Genomic DNA, 19,073 nt, shown 5'->3' on the forward strand with positions numbered 1-19,073 from the left:
GGGCGTGGCATCGCAGACCAGCCAGCCATTCGCTGCCAGCTCCTCCTCGAGCTGCCCCGGCCCCCAGCCAGCATAGCCCAGCATCGCCATCCAGTGGCCGGTCCGTCGCCCCTCGCGATGGTCTCGAGCACGTCCAGCGTGCCGGTCATCGAGAAGCCGTCATTGACCTGCAGCGTGGTCAGCCCGGACATGTAGTCGGGCGAGTGCAGCACGAAGCCGCGCCCCATCTCCACCGGGCCGCCGAAATGCACCTGGCGCGGCCCGAGCCCCGGCGAGGGGGTGATCGAGAGCTGTTCGAGCAGCGCCGCCATGCTCACATCCGCCGAGGGCTTGTTCACGATCAGCCCCATCGCCCCTTCCTCGGAATGGGCGCAGAGATAGATCACCGAATGCTCGAAGCGCGGATCCCCCATGCCAGGCATGGCGATGAGGATCTTACCGGTGAGATCGGTCGGCTCAGAGGCGCTGTCCATGAGAGGGGCTTTCCGTGCAGTGTCTGCACTCAACATGGCCCCCGCCCCCGCGCGAGGCAAGGGAGGAGGTGCAACAGATCGAAACGGACACGGTAGGCTCGACTCAATGTGACTTGGCATTTCAGTCCGGACTCGCCATGTGATTTAGCATGTTGCGCCGCCTGACCTCAGCCCTTGCCACCTGTCTGGCCCTCGCCCTGCCCACCGCCCCTGCCCTCGCGCAGGAGCCGGTTGAGGCACAGTTGCTGCCCGGTTGGCGGCTGGCCAATGGCGACCACGTGGCGGCACTGCATCTTGCGCTTGCGCCGGGCTGGAAGACCTACTGGCGCGCCCCGGGCGATGCCGGCATCCCGCCGTCCTTCGACTGGGCCGGCTCCGAGAATGCCGGGCGGATCGATGTGCTCTGGCCGACCCCGCACGTGTTCTGGCAATCCGGCATGCGCTCGGTCGGCTACAAGGACGAGCTCGTGCTGCCGCTGCGCATCACGCCGCGCGGCGACGGCCAGATCGCGCTGAAAACCGAGATGCAGCTTGGCCTGTGCAAGGACATCTGCCTGCCGCACACGCTCAAGATCGACGCCACGCTGCCTGCGGGTGGCAAGCCCGACCCCCGCATCGCCGCCGCAATGGCCTCGGCGCCCTTCTCCGAGGCCGAGGCCTCGGTCCGCGGGGTGCGCTGCACCGTCAGCCCCGCCAAGCGCGGCCTCAAGCTGCGCGCCGAGATCGACATGCCCGGTGCGGGCGGTCGCGAAGAGGCGGTGGTCGAGAGCGGTCAGCCGACGGTCTGGGCCGCCGAGCCAGAGACCCATCGCGAGGGCGGCACGCTGGTCACCGAGACCAAGCTCATGCACATGGACGGCAAGCCCTTCATGCTCGACCGCTCGCGCCTGCGCATCACCGTGCTGGGCAAGAGCCACGCGGTCGATATCCAGGGCTGCGACAGCTGAGACGCCGCGCGCCGGTCCGCGGCTGACGCCTTGCGCGCCCGGCCTCAGGCCGACCCGGAGCGCCGGCTGAGCGCGAAGGCCAGCGCGGCGATGGCCCAGATCACAAGCACCGCCGCGCCGACACCGCCCGCGAAGAGCAGGAACCCCGCCATCATCGGTGAGAGCATCTCCAGCGCCGGCAGCGCCAGTGGCCTCCAGAGCGCCCCGTTGACCGCGACATAACCCATGGTGGCGACAAGCCAGCCCAGAACACCCGCGAACGCCATCAGCATCAGGGCGCGCACCCGCGCGTGGCGGAAGCGCAGGCCGCGACGGAAGGCGGCGACATGGCGCGCGATATCGTGTTGCACGGCGATCAGAGCCGGCACCACCAGCAGCACCAGCACCATGCCGAAGCCCAGCCCGTAGCACAGCGTGATCACCGTGGGCTTGAGGAACTGCGCGTCGGCCGAGCGCTCGTAGAGCAGAGGCGCAAGGCCGAGCACGGTGGTGGCGGTGGTCAGGAACACCGGACGCAGACGGTCGGCGGCGCCATCGATGATGGCCTGAAGGATGCCGCGGTCGGGCGCGTATTCGTCGATCTGCGTCACCAGCACGATGGAGTCGTTGATGATGATGCCGGTCATGCCCAGCAGGCCGACCACCGTGAACATCGACAGAGGCACATCCCACGCGGCGTGGCCGTAGATCGTTCCGACCAGCCCGAAGGGAATGATCGACATAACCACCAGCGGTCGTGTCCAGCTGGCAAAAACCCATGACAGCACGAGGTAGATCCCCAGCAACACCAGCACCAGCCCGGTCAAGGCGTCGGAAAGGAAAGCGTCTTCCTGCTCGGAGAGCCCCGCAAGCCGCCATTCCACCTGCCGGGTGGCGGCGATCTCGGGCAGGATCTCCTGCTCGAGCGCCTGCATTACCTCGGTGGCGCGCGCCGGATCGTCCTCGGAGATATCGCCTGTGACCGAGATCACCCGCAATCCGTTCTCGCGCCGGACCGTGGAGAAACCCGTGGTGCGCGAGACGCTGACGATATCGGCCAGCGGCACGTAGGCCCCGTCGGGGGTGCGCATCTGCATCCGCTCGAGGAAATCCGCGGTCTGCTCGCCCTCAGGCAGTTCGACCCGGATCGCGGCGCTGCGCGGACCGTCGGGATAGGTCGCCGCCTCGATACCGGCCACGCGGTTTCGCAGCACCCGGCCCAGCGCGTCGATGGTGAAACCGAGCGCCTTGCCTTGCGGCGTCAGTTCGAGCACCAGCTCGTCCATGTCGTAGGACAGGTTGTCCTCGACCGCCGAGACCTCGGGGAAGCGCAGAAGCTCCTCCTGCAGGTCCAGAGAGGCCCCCTTGAGCGTGTCGGAGTCGGCGCCGAAGAACTGCACGTCGAGCGCATCGCCGCCAGGGCCCGAGCGCCAGCCGCGGAAGCTGACCACCTCGAGCAGCGGGTGTCGCTCGACCCGCTCCTGCAGCTCGCCCACGAAGGCAAAGCTGGAATAGGGGCGCAGGTCGGCGTCGATCAGCTCGATCGAGATCGCCCCGAGCTGATCCTCGTCCTTGCTTTCGGTTCCGGCAAGGCCGCGCCCGGCGCTGCCGCCGATCTCGGCGATCATGTAGTCGATCGGGTCGAGCCCGTAGCGCTCCTCGTACTCCCGTCCCAGCGCCTCGGCGCTTTGTTGCAGCAGACGCATCTGGGCCAGCGTGTCCTCGCGCGTGGCGCCGGGCGCCATGGCGTAGTTGCCGGTGACCGAGGGCTGCTCGGGCGAGTTGAAGAAGCGCCACTGCACGTCGCCTCGGATGAACAGCGCCGCCTGCGAGGCGAAGGCCAGCACCGCGAGCGCCAGCACCACGTAGCGCCCCCGGATCACCCCCGCCATGAGCGGCCGGAACAGCCGCTCGCGCACCCAGCGGAAGCCGCGGTTCACCAGCCGCGAGGGCAGGTCGTACCAGTGCTCCTTCTTGGCCGAGGCGATGGCATGGGCCATGTGGTTGGGCAGGATCAGGAAGCACTCCACCAACGAGGCGATCAGCACCATGATGACGGTGAAGGGAATGTCCTGGATCATGTCGCCGAAGCGCCCGCCAATCGCGGTCAGGCCGAAGAAGGCGATGATCGTGGTGAGCGTCGAGGAGAACACCGGCAGCGCCATGCGCTGCGCCGCGGTCTCGGCCGCCTGCACCGGGCCCAGCCCGTGCCGCGACATGTGATCGGCGTGCTCGCCCACCACGATGGCGTCGTCGACCACGATGCCCAGCGTGATGATCAGCGCGAAGAGCGAGATCATGTTGATCGTCAGGCCCGAGGCATACATCAGCGCCAGCGCTGCCAGCATGGCGGTGGGAATGCCCGCCGCCACCCAGATCGCGATGCGCGCGTTCAGGAACAGGAACAGCAGCACCACCACCAGCACCAGCCCCATGGCGCCGTTGTCGAGCAGGATGTTGAGCCGCCCGGAGATCGCCTCGGCGCGGGTGCGGATCAGGTCGACCCGCGTGCCCTCGGGCAGCGAGGCCTGGAACGCGCGCGCGACCTCTTCGACCTGGCGCTGGATCTCGATAGCATCGCCCTGCGCCGAGCGGTCGACCCGCACCGAGATCGCCGGGTTGTCGCCGACGAAATAGGTCCGCGCCCGGTCGATCCCCTCGCGCCGCACGTGCGCCACGTCGCCCACGGTGAGCTTGGTGCCATCGGCCTCCGAGCGCAGCACGATCGCCTCGATGGCCTCGGCGCTGCGTGTCTCGACCCCGGTGCGCACGCGGGCATTGGCACCGCTCACGTCACCGGCCGGGTTGGCGTTGACCTCGCCGGCAATAGCGTCCGAGATCTCCTGCATGGTCACGTCATGACCGATGAGATTCCGGGACGGCACCTCGACGATAACCTGCGGCGCGGCGACGCCGCGGATCGTGGTGCGGGTGACGCCCTCGGCAAAGAGGCGGATCACGAACTCGTCGGCAAAGCGGCCGAGTTGATCGACCGCCACCGGCCCGGTGATCACCACGTCGGTCACCCGGTCGCGCCAGCCGCCGCTGCGGATCGTCGGGTCGTCGGCATCTTCGGGCAGGTCGGTGACCGTGTCGATGGCGGTCTCGACATCGTCTACCGCCTTCATCATGTCGTAGCCCGGCTCGAACTCGAGGTCGATCCGGGCGCTGCCCTCACGCGACAGGCTGGTGGTGTCGACCACCCCCTCGACTGCCAGCAGCGTCGGCTCGAGCAACTGCACGATGCCGGAATCCACATCCTCGGCCCCGGCTCCGTCCCAGCTCACGTTCACCGTGACATCGTCGTCGATCACATCGGGAAAGAACTGCGCCCGCATGTTCGGACCGGCAAGCAGCCCGGCAGCCACGAGGATCACCAGAAGCAGGTTCGCGACGGTCGGGTGGCGGGTGAAATAACTGAGGATGCCGCTGGCCTGTCCGGGGATCTGGCGCATCGGTCAGCCTCCCATCCGGGCTTCGATGCGCTGCACCACCTGCGCCGGAACCCGGTCCTGCGACAGCTGGGCAAGGATGCGCTCCTTGTCACCGTCCGGCATGCCGTTCGCCCCCTCGACAAAGGCCATGAGGCGCGCCCGCCGATCATCGGTCAGCTCGAGCATCTCGGCCTGCGACGGCGGCGCTTCGGGTGCCGCGGCGCCGCGCAACGGCCGGACCTTGATGCCGGCGCCCAGAAGCGGCGTGCGCTGCATCACCACGTCGCGCCCCTCGAGCGCCTCGCCGCGCAGGAGCACGTCGTCCCCCTGACGCCGCACCAGCGTGACCTGCACGCTCTCGAGCCGCTCGTCTTCTCCGACCACCAGCACCGCGCCCGCCGGGTCGAGTGCCGTTGCAGGCAGCCGCGCCACCCGCTCGAGCGCCGGCTCGGTCACGTCGACAGTGACGAAATCACCGGGCTTGAACCCCGCCGCCTGATCCAGCGTGGCATAGAGCACCCGGCCGGTCTGGCCCTCGCCCACCGCCGCGCCCTCGCGCGAGAGCGTGCCCGTGGCCACGAGATTGCCGCCGTAGAGCTCCAGCCGTGCCGTCACCGGCACCCGCCGCAGCCGTCCGCTGTCGTCCAGCAGCCGCGCATATTGCAGGGTCGAGACCCGGAAGGCGACCTCGAGCGCGTCGGGGTCGATCATCACCGCGAGCTGCTCGTTGGCCGAGACCCGCCGCCCGGCCACCACCGCCACGTCGCTGAGCTGGGCCGCGAACTCGGCGCGGATCTCGGTCTCGTCGACCCGGCGTTGGGCGTCGTCCCGGGCGATCCGTGCACGGGTCAGGCTGGTTTGCGCCTGATCCACCCGCGCCTCGGCCAGCGCCAGAGACTGCCGCGCCGTGACCACCGCCTGCCGCGCCGACGAGGCTGTGAGTTCCGCCTCTTCGACCGCCGCGGCTGTGCCCACGTCGCGCGCCGCGAGATCGGTCTGGCGCTCGAAGGCGCGTTGCCGCAGCGCTGCCTGCTCCCGGGCCGCCGTCAGCGCATCCTGCTCGAGCGCCACCGCCCGGCGCGCCTCGCGCAGCTCGGCCTCGGCATCGACCACGGCGCTCTCGGTGCGCGCCAGCTCGGCTTCCATGTCGGCCGGATCGATGCGCGCCAGCACCTCGCCCGCCTCGACACGGCCGCCTTCGACGAAATCCGGGGCCAGATCGATCAGCGTGCCCTCGATGGCGCTGCGCAGCTCCAGCGTGCGGCGGCTCTGGACCTCGCCAAAGGCGGTCAGAACCGGCGTCACCGTCTCGAAGCGCGCCGGTGTGACGTTGACCGCGAACACCCGCTCGCGCGCCTCTGGCACGCGCGGTTCGTCGTTCAGCCGCGCCTCGACCGCATCACGCACCAGCGCCCCGGCATAGACCAGGAGGCCGAGCGTGAGAGAGAGCAGAAAGAGCCCGACGAGGCTCTGACGAAGGAAACGCATGCCGTAACTTCCCGTTGTGTCGGGTTCTGAAGACCCTTTCAGGATATCATATGTGTGCGGTCGCAGCCGCGCGCCACCGTATTCATACGCGCCAGATGATCACTTCCGTCGCTGATGTTCGTCGAGACGAGGAAAAATCTCGACAAAATTGCAGGGCCGATGCCGGTAATCGAGCTGGAAGGCGAGGATCTCATCCCAGGCATCCTTGCAGGCGCCGGTGCTGCCGGGCAGCGCAAAGAGATAGGTGCCGCCCGCCACGCCACCGGTGGCGCGGCTCTGCACCGCGCTGGTGCCGATCTTCTTCATCGACACGATGGTGAAGACCGTCCCGAAGGCCTCGATCTCCTTCTCATAGACATCGCGATGCGCCTCGACGGTCACGTCGCGCCCGGTGAGCCCGGTGCCGCCGGTCGACAGGATCACGTCGATCTCGCCGTCGGCGACCCAGGCGCGCAGCTGCGCGGCGATCTTGTCGCGGTCGTCGGTACAGATCGCCCGCGCCGCCAGGTCGTGCCCGGCCTCGGTCAGCCGCTGCACCAGCGTGTCGCCGGAGCGGTCCTCGGCAAGCGAGCGGCTGTCGCTGACGGTGAGCACGGCGATGCGGACGGGGATGAATTGCTTGGTTTCGTCGATACGGGACATTCCGGGCTTCCGAAGACTTCTCAGTGGCAAGGGGCGGTCACGGGCAGGCGCGGCATCTCGAAGATCTTGCCGAAGCGCCGCAGGGACGGATCCTCGGCTATATGCGCGGCAAATGCCAGCGGCGCGGCGTCGCGGGCAGCACACGAGAGCGCGAGCTTGGAGCGTTCGCGCGCCAACGCCGCCTGCATCGCGCGGCGGGCCTGCGCCTGATCCATCGCCGGAACCGTGTTGGCGGCAAAGAATGCCACCCCGCGCAGGAGCTGCCCCGCCACCCGGTCGCGCTGCCGTTCCGAGAACAGGTCCGGGCAGCTCAGCACCGCCGCCGCGGCCGTCACCAGTCGCCCGAGGGCGCAGCCTGCCGGGCCCCAGCCGCTCTGGTCGGTGGCGCGCACCCGCGCCCCGCGCCGCTCGACGATCACCGGCCCCGGCAACTCCAGATATTCCGTCCCCGGCGACGGGCGCTGCACCGCGTCAGCCTCGCGCGCGAAGAGCCGGTCGTAGTCGATGGTGAAGCCCGGCGCCTCGGCAAGGGCCGGGCCGGACGCAAGCGCCACCGCAAGACACACGGCGCAAAGCCGGCTCACGCTCCGGCCCGGAGCTTTGCCTTGAGCTCCAGCAGGTCGGCCCAGGCCTCGCGCTTCATCTGCGGCTGGCGCAGCAGGTAGGCGGGATGGAACATCGGCAGCGCCGGCAGGCCCTGCGCCTCGGCCCATTTGCCGCGCAGCCGGGTGATGCCGCGCCGGCCAAGAAGTGCATCGCAGGAGATGTTGCCCATCACCACCAGCACCTCTGGCGCGACCAGCGCGATGTGCCGGGCCAGGAACGGCGTCAGCATGGCGATCTCGTCGGGCTTGGGGTCGCGGTTCTGCGGCGGGCGCCAGGGCAGCACGTTGGTGATATAGACGTTCTCCGCCCGCGACAGGCCGATGGCCCCGAGCATGCGGTCGAGCAACTGCCCGGCCCGGCCCACGAAGGGCTTGCCCTGCAGGTCCTCGTCGCGCCCGGGCGCTTCGCCCACGATCATCACCCGCGCCTGCGCCACGCCGTCGCTGAACACGAGGTTGCGGGCACCGCGCCTGAGCTCGCAATGCTCGAACGCCGCCATCGCCTCGCGCAGATCGTCGAGCGTGGCCGCCGCCGCCGCGGCCTGCTGCGCCACGGCCACCGGGTCCGGCCCCTCGTCGATCTTCGGTGGCGGCATCGCGCCGCCCCTGGCCGGAGCCTGCGCCACGGCGGCGGCTTCCCGAGCCGCCTGCAGCTCGATCTCCGCGGCAAAGCGGTCGACCGCCGTGTCGCCGATCGCCTCGTCGGCGCCCAGCTCAAGCTGCCACTCCAGCGCCGCGCGGGCGTAATGCCAGTCCAGTCCCGAATCCATGCGGGCGATCTTAGAGCCAGCGCGCGACGACGGAAATCCCTGCCGTCTTCTCCATGTTTCAAATACTCACGATCCGGCCTCCGCCACGAGGCGCACCGCCGTCCCGCATCCCGGGCGCACGGGGTGGGTGGGCGGGAGTGTGCCCGGGATGCGGGGCTGCCACTTGTCGCGCCCCCTCACGGTTCTTATACACGCAGGCAATCTTTCACGGAGCTTCGCCATGCGTTTCGACCAGCGTCACCTTCTGGGCATCGAGCCCCTGCGCCCCGACGAAATCACCACGTTGCTCGACCTCGCCGAACAGTACGTGACCCTGTCGCGGCGGCGCGAGAAGCACTCCAACGTGCTCTCCGGCCTGACCCAGATCAACATGTTCTTCGAGAACTCCACCCGCACGCAGGCCAGCTTCGAGATCGCCGGCCAGCGCCTCGGCGCGGACGTGATGAACATGGCGATGCAGGCCAGCTCGATCAAGAAGGGCGAGACCCTGATCGACACCGCGCTGACGCTGAACGCCATGCATCCCGACCTGCTGGTGGTGCGCCACCCGCATTCCGGCGCCGTCGATCTGCTGGCCCAGAAGGTCAACTGCGCCGTGCTCAACGCCGGCGACGGCCGCCATGAGCACCCGACCCAGGCGCTGCTCGACGCGCTCACCATCCGCCGCGCCAAGGGCCGCCTGCACCGGCTCAACATCGCGATCTGCGGCGACATCGCCCATTCCCGCGTGGCGCGCTCCAACATCCTGCTGCTGCAGAAGATGGAAAACCGCGTCCGCCTCGTCGGACCCTCGACCCTGATCCCCGCCGGCATGTCCGAGTTCGGCGTCGAGATCTACGACGACATGCGCAAGGGGCTCGAGGATGTCGACGTGGTGATGATGCTGCGGCTGCAGAAGGAGCGCATGGATGGCGGCTTCATCCCCTCCGAACGCGAATACTACCACCGCTGGGGGCTCGACGCCGACAAGCTCTCCCATGCCAAGCCCGACGCCATCGTCATGCACCCGGGCCCGATGAACCGCGGCGTCGAGATCGACGGCACCATCGCCGACGACATCAACCGCTCGGTGATCCAGGAGCAGGTCGAGATGGGCGTCGCGGTGCGCATGGCGGCGATGGACCTTCTGGCGCGCAATCTCCGCGCCCGGCCCACGGAACTCTCCGCATGACGAAGATGCAGATCAACGGTTCCGAAACCGGGACCGTGCGCCTCTTCCATCTCGACCTGCCGCCAGAGGCGATCGAGCGCTACACCACGCAGGCCGGCACCGGCGAGTACCCCCTGCAATACGGGCTCGGGGCCGAGCGCCTGCGCCCTGCCTTCGTCGACGTGGTGGCGATCCGCGATCTCGGCGACATGAGCCTGTCGGCCTATCTCGCCGAGGCCTACCAGCTCGCGGGGGCCGATTTCCGCGAGATGCGCCCGCGCATCGACGCGCTGAAAGGCCACGTGGTCGTGCTGCCCAACCAGGCCTTCGACCATGTCACGCAGGATCTGACCGTGGCCAGCCCGCTGCGCTGGGTCGGCACCTTCCGCGAAGAGGCCGCCCGCGGCCGCGGCCCCACGCCCCGCAGCAAGGCCGCGCGCAGCCGCCCCGCCGGAGACACCGCCGGCACGGCACCGGCAGCGGGACGGATGCCGCGGCTCGCGATGATCGGGCTCGGCGTGCTGGCGGCGCTGGTGCTCGGCTGGCTCGCTCTGGGGCTGACATGACCGGCGGCGGCGCCCCCGCGGCCCGCTTCGCGCCCGATCGCGCCACCTATGTACAAAGCCACGTGACGCTGGCGGTGCTCGCCATGCCCGCCGCGATGATCCTGCTCTGGCTCACCGGCACGCCGCATGTCTGGACCGGCGCGCTGGCCGCGGTGGCGGCGCGGGGCTGGTACCTGATGTCCGAAGAACTGGGGCACGTCTGGGAGATGACCGGCGACGCCCTGCACGGCCCGGCGCAGCGCCACGTGGCGCTTGCCGATCTTTCCAAGGTCCGCAGGATCGGCTCGGCCGTGCAGCTCATCACCCGAACGGGCGACAAGCACCTGATCAAGTTCCAGCCCGAGCCGGCGGCGGTAGTGGCGCGGATCGAGGCCGCACGGCCCCGCGCGGAGACCGTATGACCCTTTCCCTTTCGCCGCTCTTGCACTACTCCACCCCTGCGCGGGCAGACGCCGCCAACCGCAGAGACTGACCGGGAACCGCATCGCATGACCGCAACGCTCCTCACCAATGCCCGCCTGATCGACCCGGCCGCCGATACCGTCACCGACGGCGCCGTGCTGCTGCGCGACGGCTTCATCGCCGAGATCTTCGACCAGCCCGACCCGCAGGTCGCCGATGCCGACCGCATCGACGCGGGCGGCGCCTTCCTCGCGCCGGGCATCGTCGATATCGGCGTCAAGGTCGGCGAACCGGGCGACCGGCACAAGGAAAGCTACAAGACCGCCGGGCTCGCGGCAGCGGCCGGTGGCGTCACCACGATCGTCACCCGCCCCGACACTGGCCCGGCGATCGACACCCCCGAGGTGCTCGAGTTCATCCGCGACCGCGCCGAAGACGACGCCCCGGTCAATGTGCTGCCCATGGCGGCGCTGACCAAGGGCCGGGCCGGGCGCGAGATGACCGAGCTCGGTTTCCTGCTCGATGCCGGCGCCGTGGCCTTCACCGATTGCGACCACGTGGCCACCGACACCAAGGTGCTGTCGCGCGCCCTGACCTATGCCCGCTCGCTCGGCGCATTGGTGATCTGCCACCCGCAGGAACCCGGCCTGTCGAAGGGCGGCGCCGCCACCTCCGGCAAGTTCGCCTCGCTGCGCGGCCTGCCCGCGGTCTCGTCCATGGCCGAGCGCATGGGGCTCGACCGCGACATCGCGCTCGTCGAGATGACCGGCGTGCGCTACCACGCCGACCAGATCACCACCGCCCGCGCCCTTCCGGCGCTGGAGCGCGCCAAGAGGAACGGCTTCGACGTCACCGCCGGCACCTCGATGCACCACCTGACGCTCAACGAGCTCGACGTCTCCGACTACCGCACCTTCTTCAAGGTCAAGCCGCCGTTGCGCTCCGAGGAGGACCGGCAGGCCACGGTCGAGGCGGTGCGCTCGGGGCTGATCGACATCATCGGCAGCTTCCACACGCCGCAGGACGAAGAGTCCAAGCGCCTGCCCTTCGAGGAGGCGGCGTCGGGCGCGGTCGGGCTCGAGACCATGCTGCCGGTGCTGCTTCGGCTCTACCATTCCGGCGAGCTCGAGCTGCCGACGCTGTTCCGCGCGCTGTCGCTCAACCCGGCCAAGCGGCTTGGCCTCGCCTCGGGCCGCATGGCCAAGGGCGCGCCAGCCGATCTGGTGCTGTTCGACGCCGACAAGCCCTTCGTGCTCGACCGCTTCAAGCTGCAGTCGAAGTCGAAGAATACACCGTTTGATGGCGCCCGGCTTCAGGGTAAGGTCCTCGCGACCTTCGTCGCCGGAACCGCCGTCTACCGGAGCGCCTGATGCTGCCCGACCTCACCACCGACCCGTTCCCGCTGCTGCTCTGGGCCGTCATCGGCTACCTGCTCGGCTCGATCCCGTTCGGCATGCTGCTCACCCGCGCCATGAAGCTCGGCGACCTGCGCAGCATCGGCTCGGGCAATATCGGCGCCACCAACGTGCTGCGCACCGGCAACAAGGCCGCCGCCGCGGGCACGCTGCTGCTTGATGGCGGCAAGGGTGCCGTGGCGGTGCTTCTGGCCCGCTGGCTTGCCGGAGAGGACGCGACGCAGCTCGCCGGTCTTGCCGCCTTCCTTGGCCATTGCTACCCGGTCTGGCTGCGCTTCAAGGGCGGCAAGGGGGTTGCCACATTCCTCGGCCTGATGCTGGCGCTGAGCTGGCCGGTGGGCCTGATGTGCTGCGCCACCTGGCTCGCGGCGGCGGCGCTGTCGAGCATTTCCAGCGTCGGCGCGCTGGTCGCGGCGCTGATGTCGACCGCGTGGATGGTCCTGATGCGCGAATACGAGCTGACCGCGCTGACCGTGGCGCTGACCATCGTGATCTTCTGGCGCCACCGCAGCAACATCGCCCGCCTGCGCACCGGCACCGAGCCGCGCATCGGCAAGAAGAAGACCGGCTGAATCGCACTCGCCGTTTCCGGACCTCATTGCCGGCGCAGGCTCGCTCCGGGCCGGCCATCGCGCTATGCTTGGCCCATGCTGGATTTCGACACATGCAACGCCGCAAGGCTGCGCCGCGACCCCGCCTATGACGGCGCGTTCTTCACCGCCGTGCGCACCACCGGCATCTATTGTCGCCCGGTCTGCCCGGTGCGCCCGCCGCTGACCAAGAACGTCTCCTTCTTCCCCAGCGCCGCCAGCGCCGAGCGCTCCGGCTATCGTCCCTGCCTGCGCTGCCGCCCCGAGACAGCGCCGTTCTCGCCGGCGTGGAACGGCACCCGCACCACCGTCGCCCGCGCCCTGCGGCTGATCGAGGACGGCGCCCTCGACACCGGCACCGTGACGGAGCTCGCTGCCCGGCTCGGCATCGGCCCGCGCCACCTTGCCCGGCTTTTCGCCGAGCAGGTCGGCGCCTCGCCCCTGCAGGTGGCCCAGACCCGGCGCGTGCAGCACGCCAAGCGGCTGCTGAACGACAGCGACCTGCCGATGACCGAGATCGCCTCCCGCGCGGGCTTCGGCAGCTTGCGCCGCTTCAACGCCGCGGTCTCGGCGCTCTACGGGCGCCCGCCCTCCTCGCTGCGAAAGCCCGCCCCATGAGCTTGCGCTACTGCCACCATGACAGCCCCGTCGGACCGCTGCTCCTGGCGGGCGACGGCAAGGCGCTACGTCTGCTGAGCTTCCCCTCGGGCCACAAGGCCGTTGCGCCACAGGAGGACTGGCAGCCCGATCCCACCGCGTTCGACGCGGTGCGCCACCAGCTTGACGCGTATTTTTGCGGAGATCTTCGCGCATTCAGCGTTCCGCTCGACATCCATGGTACGGAGTTTCAAAAGAAAATTTGGGCTCTGCTCACCGCCATTCCCTATGCCGAAACCCGCAGCTACGGCGAGATCGCCCGGACCCTCGGCAGCCCTGGCGCAAGCCGCGCGGTGGGCGCCGCGAATGGTGCGAACCCGCTTCCAATTATCCTTCCATGTCATCGGGTTATCGGGAAAAGCGGCGCGCTCACCGGGTTTGGTGGCGGGCTCGATACCAAGACCTGGCTGCTGCAGCACGAGGCCACCATCGCCGGTGTGGCCGGGCGGCAACTTTCGCTGTTCTGATTCGCCCCCGAGCCCCTCTCAGGCTAGAGCCGGCAGGGAACTTTCTCTACGACACGGGATTGGCTTACAAAGCAAAAGGAGCCACCCCCGATGAGCGCGATCGTCACCATTCTTCTCATGGCAGCCTGTGTCGCAGGACTGTTTGCCCTGAACGGCGTGGCGATCTGGTGGTTCGGACGGCTCCCCGTGGCCGAGAAGCCGGTCACGCCGTCGGTCGGCCTGAACAAGCAGGCCTGACCACTCCCACGCAAGCAATCAGAGGCGAGCGTTCAGAGCTTGCCCGAGAGATGCAGGTCGAGATCCTCGAGCCGATCCTGCCCCCAGAACATCGCACCGTCGTCGAGCACGTAGAACGGCGCGCCGAAAACCCCCGCATTGACCGCGTCCTCGAGATTGGCCGCATAGATCTCCGCCCCGGTCAGCATGCCGCTGAAGGTCAGCGACGGATCGAAGCCCGCCGCTGTCAGGCACTCCTGCACCACCGCATCCTCGGCGATGTCCTTGTCCTCGACCCAGACCGCGCGCAGGATCGACTGCACCAGCCCGCCAAGATCGCCGCCGCCCGCCTTCTGCGCCGCGATGATCGCATAGGAAGCCGGGGCCTGGTTGGTCGGCCAATGCGCCGGCTTGAAGTTCAGCTCCATCCCGGCCTTCTTCGCCTGCCGCGGCAGTTCCTGCGCCCTGTAGGCGAGGCGCGACGGGTGCCGGTCCTTCGGCGCGGCGCCGCCGGTGCGCGGGAACAGGGCCATGATGTCGAGCGGCTTGTAGGTCACGCTGACGCCGTGGCGCGCAACAATCTCTTCCAACCGGTTCCCGGCCAGGTAGGCATAAGGGGAAAGAACGGTAAAATAGTAATCCAGATGCGCCATGTCGTCCCTCGTTACGGAGTGCGTCTTTGCGCCACGCTACCTGCATGCTAAGCGACCGGCAACGTCACGAATCTGTCATTCTGCTGCCGGAGCCGCCTCCCATGCCCACCGTCATCGAGCCCAAGCTTATCGCGGGCAATGCCAACAAACCGCTGGCCACTGCCATCGCCCGCCGGATGTCCCTCTATCGCGGCATGTCCGTAGGGCTCGTCGATGCGCGCGTCGAGCGCTTCAACGACCAGGAGATCTTCGTCGAGGTCTACGAGAACGTCCGCGGCGAGGACATGTTCATCCTGCAGTCGACCTCCCGCCCGGCGAACGACAACCTGATGGAGCTGCTGATCATGGCCGACGCGCTGCGCCGCTCCTCGGCCGCTCGCATCACCGCCGTGATCCCCTATTTCGGCTATGCCCGCCAGGATCGCCGCACCAAGGCCCGGACCCCGATCACCGCCAAGCTGGTGGCCAACATGATCGCCGAGGCCGGCATCGAGCGGGTGCTGACCATGGATCTGCACGCCACCCAGATCCAGGGCTTCTTCGACATCCCCGTGGACAACCTCTACGCCTCGCCGGTCTTCGCGCTCGACATCATGAAGCATTTCGAGGGCGAGCTCGAGGACGTGATGGTTGTGTCGCCCGACGTCGGCGGCGTGGCCCGCGCCCGCGAGCTGGCCAAGCGCATCAACGCCCCGCTCTCGATCGTCGACAAGCGTCGCGAGAAGCCCGGCGAGATCGCCGAGATGACCGTGATCGGTGACGTCACCGGCAAGAAGTGCATCATCGTCGATGACATCTGCGACACTGCCGGTACGCTGTGCAAGGCGGCCGAGATCCTGATGAACCACGGCGCAACCGAGGTGCATGCCTACATCACCCACGGCGTGCTCTCCGGCCCCGCGGTCGAGCGCGTGACCAACTCGGTGATGAAGTCGCTGGTGATCACCGACTCGATCGCCGCCACCGACGCCGTTGCCGCCGCGCCGAACATCCGCGTGGTGCCGACCGCCCCGATGTTCGCCCAGGCGATCCTCAACATCTGGAACGGCACCTCGGTGTCCTCGCTGTTCGAGACCGACACGCTCGGCCCGATCTACGAAGGCATCCTTTGAGACCAGATCCGGAGAAGGGCGCACCCCCGCCCTTCTCTGGTTCGAAAATACCTCGGGGGTGAATTGGCCGCAGGCCAAGAGGGGGCAGCGCCCCCTTTTTCTTGCCGGGGGGCAAGACACAGTCCGGCGCTACGGCGCCTCACGACGTCGGGCGCCCTTCCTCAGTAGAGCTGCCAGTCATCCTCGCTGGTGACCTCGCCGATCGCCAGCCACGACATGCGCACCCGCGCGACCCGCGTGTCGGACCAGGTCCGGAACACCAGTTCGAACCCGGTCTCGGTGATGTTCTCCGCCAGCAGATCGGCGCGGACATTGGCGCCCTGATCCATGTCCCACAAGGACAGCGACACCTGGACCGTGGGAGGGGCCCGGAACGGTTCCGAGAAGCGGATCTCCTTGCGACGCTCGCGCGCACCGCGGCCGGTCCACATGTCGCCGCCATTGGCGAACTCGGAAAACACTTCCACATTGCCCTGATCGATGCCGATCAGGCTGGCATTCAGTCGACGCATTCTGTCCTCATTCGTCCCCGTCGGCATCATCCGCCAAGTTTCGCGGGTTGGAAAGGGCCTGAAATCAACCACAAAGCGCAGCGTTGCGCATTGGCGTCACGTTTGTTGCGCCCCGCCCAAACGCAAGAAACCCCGCCAAGGGCGGGGTTTCCGTTCTGTCTTGCGATGTGGCCTGCGTCAGAAGTTCGGCTGCTTCGGGTCGAGGCCGATGTGACCACCGACGGCAACCATGTCCTGCAGAAGCTTGGCCGCGTCGTCGACCGGGCCCGGCTCGTTCTCGGTCTCTTCGACGACCTTCTTGTAGTAGGCCTGCGCCTCACGCACGAGATCCTCATAGGTCTCCTGCGTCATGTCGGCGTAGGGAACGGCACGCTCGGCAAGCACGCTCATGGTGGTGCCGATCTCGGCGAAACCACCGGTGACCACGAATTCCTCGGTGCCCGTCTCGGTCTCGACCTTGAGGATGCCGGGGCGCAGCGTGGTGATCACCGCGGCGTGGCCGGGGCCTGCCGTCATGTCACCGTCGGTGCCCGGAATCGACACGGTCTTGGCCTGAGTCGACAGAAGGCTCCGCTCGGGGCTCACCAGATCGAATTGCATCGTATCAGCCATTAGGGCCTCCGGTTGGTAATGGGGGGCACAAAGGCCCCCCGGCAGTCATCAGGCAGCTTCCGCGGCCAGCTTCTCGGCCTTGGCCTTCACTTCCTCGATGCCGCCGACCATGTAGAAGGCTGCCTCGGGGAAGTGGTCGTACTCGCCGTTCACCACTGCCTTGAAGGAGGAGATGGTGTCCTCGAGCGGAACCTGCACACCGTCGGAGCCGGTGAAGACCTTCGCCACGTCGAACGGCTGCGACAGGAAGCGCTGGATCTTCCGGGCACGCTGAACGGTCAGCTTGTCCTCTTCCGACAGTTCGTCCATGCCGAGGATCGCGATGATGTCCTGAAGCGACTTGTAGCGCTGCAGGATGCCCTGCACTTCGCGCGCCACATCGTAATGCTCCTGGCCCACGACCTGCGGGTCGAGGATCCGGCTGTTCGAGTCGAGCGGGTCCACGGCCGGGTAGATGCCGAGCTCCGAGATCGCACGGTTGAGAACCGTGGTCGCATCGAGGTGGGCGAAGGTCGTGGCGGGCGCCGGGTCGGTGAGGTCGTCCGCGGGAACGTAGACGGCCTGGATCGAGGTGATCGAGCCGTTCTTGGTCGAGGTAATCCGCTCCTGCATCGCGCCCATGTCGGTGGCCAGCGTCGGCTGGTACCCCACGGCGGACGGGATACGGCCGAGAAGTGCGGACACCTCGGAACCGGCCTGCGTGAAGCGGAAGATGTTGTCGACGAAGAACAGAACGTCGGTGCCGGACTGGTCACGGAACTGCTCGGCCAGGGTCAGGCCGGTCAGCGCGACGCGGGCACGGGCGCCCGGCGGTTCGTTCATCTGGCCGTAGACCAGAGCCACCTGCGAGTCCGACAGGTTGTCGGGCTTGATGACGTTGGATTCGATCATCTCGTGGTAGAGGTCGTTGCCCTCACGGGTCCGCTCGCCAACACCGGCGAACACGGAGAAGCCCGAGTGCACCTTTGCGATGTTGTTGATCAGTTCCATGATGAGAACGGTCTTGCCCACGCCGGCGCCGCCGAACAGGCCGATCTTGCCGCCCTTGGAGTAGGGCGCGAGAAGGTCGATGACCTTGATGCCGGTCACGAGGATCTCGGTGTCGGTCGCCTGCTCGTCGAACTCGGGAGCGGGCTGGTGGATCGCGCGGTACTCTTCCGCCTCGACCGGGCCCTGCTCGTCGACGGGCTCGCCCACGACGTTGAGGATGCGGCCCAGGGTGGCGTTGCCCACCGGGACCGAGATCGGCTTGTCGGTGTCGACCACTTCCTGGCCCCGGACCAGACCTTCGGTCGAGTCCATCGCGATGGTGCGGACGGTGCTCTCACCGAGGTGCTGTGCAACTTCAAGAACCAGGGTCTTGCCGTCGTTGGTGGTGGTCAGCGCGTTCAGGATCTCGGGCAGGTGGTCGTCGAACTGCACGTCGACCACGGCGCCGATGACCTGGGTCACTTTGCCTTTTGCGTTTGCCATTTATCGTCTCCGGTTCTTAGAGCGCCTCGGCGCCCGAGATGATTTCGATCAGTTCGTTGGTGATGACCGCCTGACGCGAGCGGTTGTACTCGATGGTCAGCTTGTCGATCATCTCGCCCGCGTTGCGCGTGGCGTTGTCCATGGCGCTCATCCGAGCCCCCTGTTCCGAGGCGGCGTTCTCCAGCAGAGCCGAGAAGATCTGGGTAGAGACACCCCGGGGAAGGAGATCGGCAAGGATGGCTTCCTCGCCGGGCTCGTATTCATAGAGCGGGGACGCACCGGCGTCGTCACCTTCGGCCGCGTCGAACTGGGCCGGGATGATCTGCTGGGCGGTCGGGACCTGCGAAATCACGGTCTCGAACTTCGCATAGAAGATGGTCGCCACGTCGAACTCGCCCTCGTCGAAACGGTTGAGCAAGTCCTTGGCGATCGACTGCGCATCCGCATAGCCGATCTTCTTGACCTCGCTGAGGTCCACGTGACCCACGAACAGCGACCCGTGCTCACGGGAAAGCTGTTCACGGCCCTTCTTCCCGACGGTGAGGATCTTCACCGTCTTGCCCTCGGCCTTCAGCTTGGCGATCGCGGTCCGCGCCGCCTTCACGATGGAGCTGTTGAAGCCCCCGCAAAGGCCGCGCTCGGCGGTCATCACGACGAGCATATGCACGTCGTCCTTGCCGGTGCCGGACAGCAGCTTCGGCGCGGTCGGGCTGCCGCCCACCGACGCCGCCAGCGATCCGAGCACCGCATTGAAGCGCTCGGAATACGGGCGTGCCATCTCGGCCGCGTCCTGTGCCCGCCGCAGTTTCGCGGCGGCCACCATCTGCATGGCCTTGGTGATCTTCCGGGTCGACTTGACCGAGGAGATCCTGGTCTTGAGGTCCTTGAGGCTAGGCATAATCCTGTCCTT

20 protein-coding genes and 1 pseudogene are annotated in these 19,073 nt (G+C 68.0%); 10 read left to right on the plus strand and 11 right to left on the minus strand.

The genetic code is table 11. The features are described 5' to 3' along the window. Positions 1 to 473: pseudogene (locus tag R2601_RS25790) on the minus strand (YqgE/AlgH family protein); the annotation flags it as partial. A gap of 149 nt (positions 474 to 622) precedes the next feature. Between R2601_RS25790 and R2601_RS06125 the strand changes: the two are divergent. Continuing rightward, positions 623 to 1,420 carry a protein-disulfide reductase DsbD domain-containing protein gene (locus R2601_RS06125; protein WP_040544406.1) on the plus strand — a complete coding sequence of 266 codons (798 nt, stop codon included), beginning with the start codon at positions 623 to 625 and terminating at the stop codon, positions 1,418 to 1,420. Between the two features lie 44 nt (positions 1,421 to 1,464). Here R2601_RS06125 and R2601_RS06130 read toward each other — a convergent pair whose 3' ends face one another. The 5 genes from R2601_RS06130 to R2601_RS06150 all read right to left on the minus strand — a co-directional run bounded on the left by R2601_RS06130 (position 1,465) and on the right by R2601_RS06150 (position 8,338). Continuing rightward, positions 1,465 to 4,854 carry an efflux RND transporter permease subunit gene (locus R2601_RS06130; RefSeq protein WP_007795167.1) on the minus strand — a complete coding sequence of 1,130 codons (3,390 nt, stop codon included), beginning with the start codon at positions 4,852 to 4,854 and terminating at the stop codon, positions 1,465 to 1,467. A 3-nt stretch (positions 4,855 to 4,857) separates the two neighbouring features. Then, complete coding sequence (locus tag R2601_RS06135) at positions 4,858 to 6,321, minus strand: efflux RND transporter periplasmic adaptor subunit (protein ID WP_007795171.1); 1,464 nt, start codon at positions 6,319 to 6,321, stop codon at positions 4,858 to 4,860. A 99-nt stretch (positions 6,322 to 6,420) separates the two neighbouring features. Beyond that, a complete protein-coding gene (gene moaB, locus R2601_RS06140) occupies positions 6,421 to 6,963 on the minus strand; it encodes a molybdenum cofactor biosynthesis protein B (RefSeq protein WP_007795174.1) in 543 nt (180 codons plus the stop codon). 20 nt (positions 6,964 to 6,983) lie between these two features. Next, entirely contained in the window at positions 6,984 to 7,547 is a 564-nt protein-coding gene (locus R2601_RS06145; RefSeq protein WP_110739995.1) for a hypothetical protein, read from the minus strand. Further along, complete coding sequence (locus tag R2601_RS06150) at positions 7,544 to 8,338, minus strand: uracil-DNA glycosylase (RefSeq protein ID WP_007795179.1); 795 nt, start codon at positions 8,336 to 8,338, stop codon at positions 7,544 to 7,546. The genes R2601_RS06145 and R2601_RS06150 overlap by 4 nt, the downstream gene beginning before the upstream one ends. 220 nt (positions 8,339 to 8,558) lie before the next feature. Between R2601_RS06150 and R2601_RS06155 the strand changes: the two genes are divergently transcribed. The 8 genes from R2601_RS06155 (at position 8,559) to R2601_RS26940 (ending at position 13,822) form a co-directional block, all read left to right on the plus strand. Beyond that, complete coding sequence (locus R2601_RS06155; protein WP_007795182.1) at positions 8,559 to 9,509, plus strand: aspartate carbamoyltransferase catalytic subunit; 951 nt, start codon at positions 8,559 to 8,561, stop codon at positions 9,507 to 9,509. Then, positions 9,506 to 10,054: a hypothetical protein gene (locus R2601_RS06160; RefSeq protein WP_007795185.1), complete on the plus strand. Its 549-nt coding sequence runs from the start codon at positions 9,506 to 9,508 to the stop codon at positions 10,052 to 10,054. Before R2601_RS06155 ends, R2601_RS06160 begins: the two co-directional genes overlap by 4 nt. After that, positions 10,051 to 10,455: a hypothetical protein gene (locus tag R2601_RS06165; protein ID WP_007795190.1), complete on the plus strand. Its 405-nt coding sequence runs from the start codon at positions 10,051 to 10,053 to the stop codon at positions 10,453 to 10,455. The genes R2601_RS06160 and R2601_RS06165 overlap by 4 nt, the downstream gene beginning before the upstream one ends. 87 nt (positions 10,456 to 10,542) lie before the next feature. Then, positions 10,543 to 11,826, plus strand: coding sequence for a dihydroorotase (gene pyrC, locus R2601_RS06170; RefSeq protein WP_007795193.1), 1,284 nt, complete (start codon positions 10,543 to 10,545; stop codon positions 11,824 to 11,826). Beyond that, positions 11,826 to 12,443 carry a glycerol-3-phosphate 1-O-acyltransferase PlsY gene (plsY, locus tag R2601_RS06175; RefSeq protein ID WP_007795196.1) on the plus strand — a complete coding sequence of 206 codons (618 nt, stop codon included), beginning with the start codon at positions 11,826 to 11,828 and terminating at the stop codon, positions 12,441 to 12,443. The genes pyrC and plsY overlap by 1 nt, the downstream gene beginning before the upstream one ends. Before the next feature lie 75 nt (positions 12,444 to 12,518). Beyond that, on the plus strand, positions 12,519 to 13,079 hold the full coding sequence (locus R2601_RS06180) for a bifunctional transcriptional activator/DNA repair enzyme AdaA (RefSeq protein WP_007795199.1): 561 nt from the start codon (positions 12,519 to 12,521) through the stop codon (positions 13,077 to 13,079). Beyond that, on the plus strand, positions 13,076 to 13,585 hold the full coding sequence (locus R2601_RS06185; RefSeq protein WP_007795202.1) for a methylated-DNA--[protein]-cysteine S-methyltransferase: 510 nt from the start codon (positions 13,076 to 13,078) through the stop codon (positions 13,583 to 13,585). The genes R2601_RS06180 and R2601_RS06185 overlap by 4 nt, the downstream gene beginning before the upstream one ends. Positions 13,586 to 13,675: 90 nt before the next feature. After that, entirely contained in the window at positions 13,676 to 13,822 is a 147-nt protein-coding gene (locus tag R2601_RS26940; protein ID WP_007795203.1) for a hypothetical protein, read from the plus strand. Between the two features lie 32 nt (positions 13,823 to 13,854). Here R2601_RS26940 and R2601_RS06190 read toward each other — a convergent pair whose 3' ends face one another. Then, positions 13,855 to 14,454, minus strand: coding sequence for a 2-hydroxychromene-2-carboxylate isomerase (locus tag R2601_RS06190; protein WP_007795206.1), 600 nt, complete (start codon positions 14,452 to 14,454; stop codon positions 13,855 to 13,857). A 101-nt stretch (positions 14,455 to 14,555) separates the two neighbouring features. On the opposite strand from R2601_RS06190, the gene R2601_RS06195 reads away from it, so the two are divergent. Next, on the plus strand, positions 14,556 to 15,566 hold the full coding sequence (locus R2601_RS06195; RefSeq protein ID WP_007795209.1) for a ribose-phosphate pyrophosphokinase: 1,011 nt from the start codon (positions 14,556 to 14,558) through the stop codon (positions 15,564 to 15,566). A 161-nt stretch (positions 15,567 to 15,727) separates the two neighbouring features. Here R2601_RS06195 and R2601_RS06200 read toward each other — a convergent pair whose 3' ends face one another. The 4 genes from R2601_RS06200 to R2601_RS06215 all read right to left on the minus strand — a co-directional run bounded on the left by R2601_RS06200 (position 15,728) and on the right by R2601_RS06215 (position 19,061). Then, positions 15,728 to 16,078, minus strand: a complete 351-nt coding sequence (locus R2601_RS06200; protein ID WP_007795212.1) for an H-type lectin domain-containing protein — start codon at positions 16,076 to 16,078, stop codon at positions 15,728 to 15,730. 177 nt (positions 16,079 to 16,255) lie between these two features. After that, complete coding sequence (locus R2601_RS06205; RefSeq protein ID WP_007795214.1) at positions 16,256 to 16,690, minus strand: F0F1 ATP synthase subunit epsilon; 435 nt, start codon at positions 16,688 to 16,690, stop codon at positions 16,256 to 16,258. 48 nt (positions 16,691 to 16,738) lie between these two features. After that, positions 16,739 to 18,163: a F0F1 ATP synthase subunit beta gene (gene atpD / locus R2601_RS06210; protein ID WP_007795218.1), complete on the minus strand. Its 1,425-nt coding sequence runs from the start codon at positions 18,161 to 18,163 to the stop codon at positions 16,739 to 16,741. Between the two features lie 16 nt (positions 18,164 to 18,179). Next, positions 18,180 to 19,061, minus strand: coding sequence for a F0F1 ATP synthase subunit gamma (locus R2601_RS06215; protein WP_007795221.1), 882 nt, complete (start codon positions 19,059 to 19,061; stop codon positions 18,180 to 18,182). Between the last annotated feature and the right edge of the window lie 12 nt (positions 19,062 to 19,073).

The organism is Salipiger bermudensis HTCC2601, from assembly GCF_000153725.1.
Taxonomy (GTDB): Bacteria; Pseudomonadota; Alphaproteobacteria; order Rhodobacterales; family Rhodobacteraceae; genus Salipiger; species Salipiger bermudensis.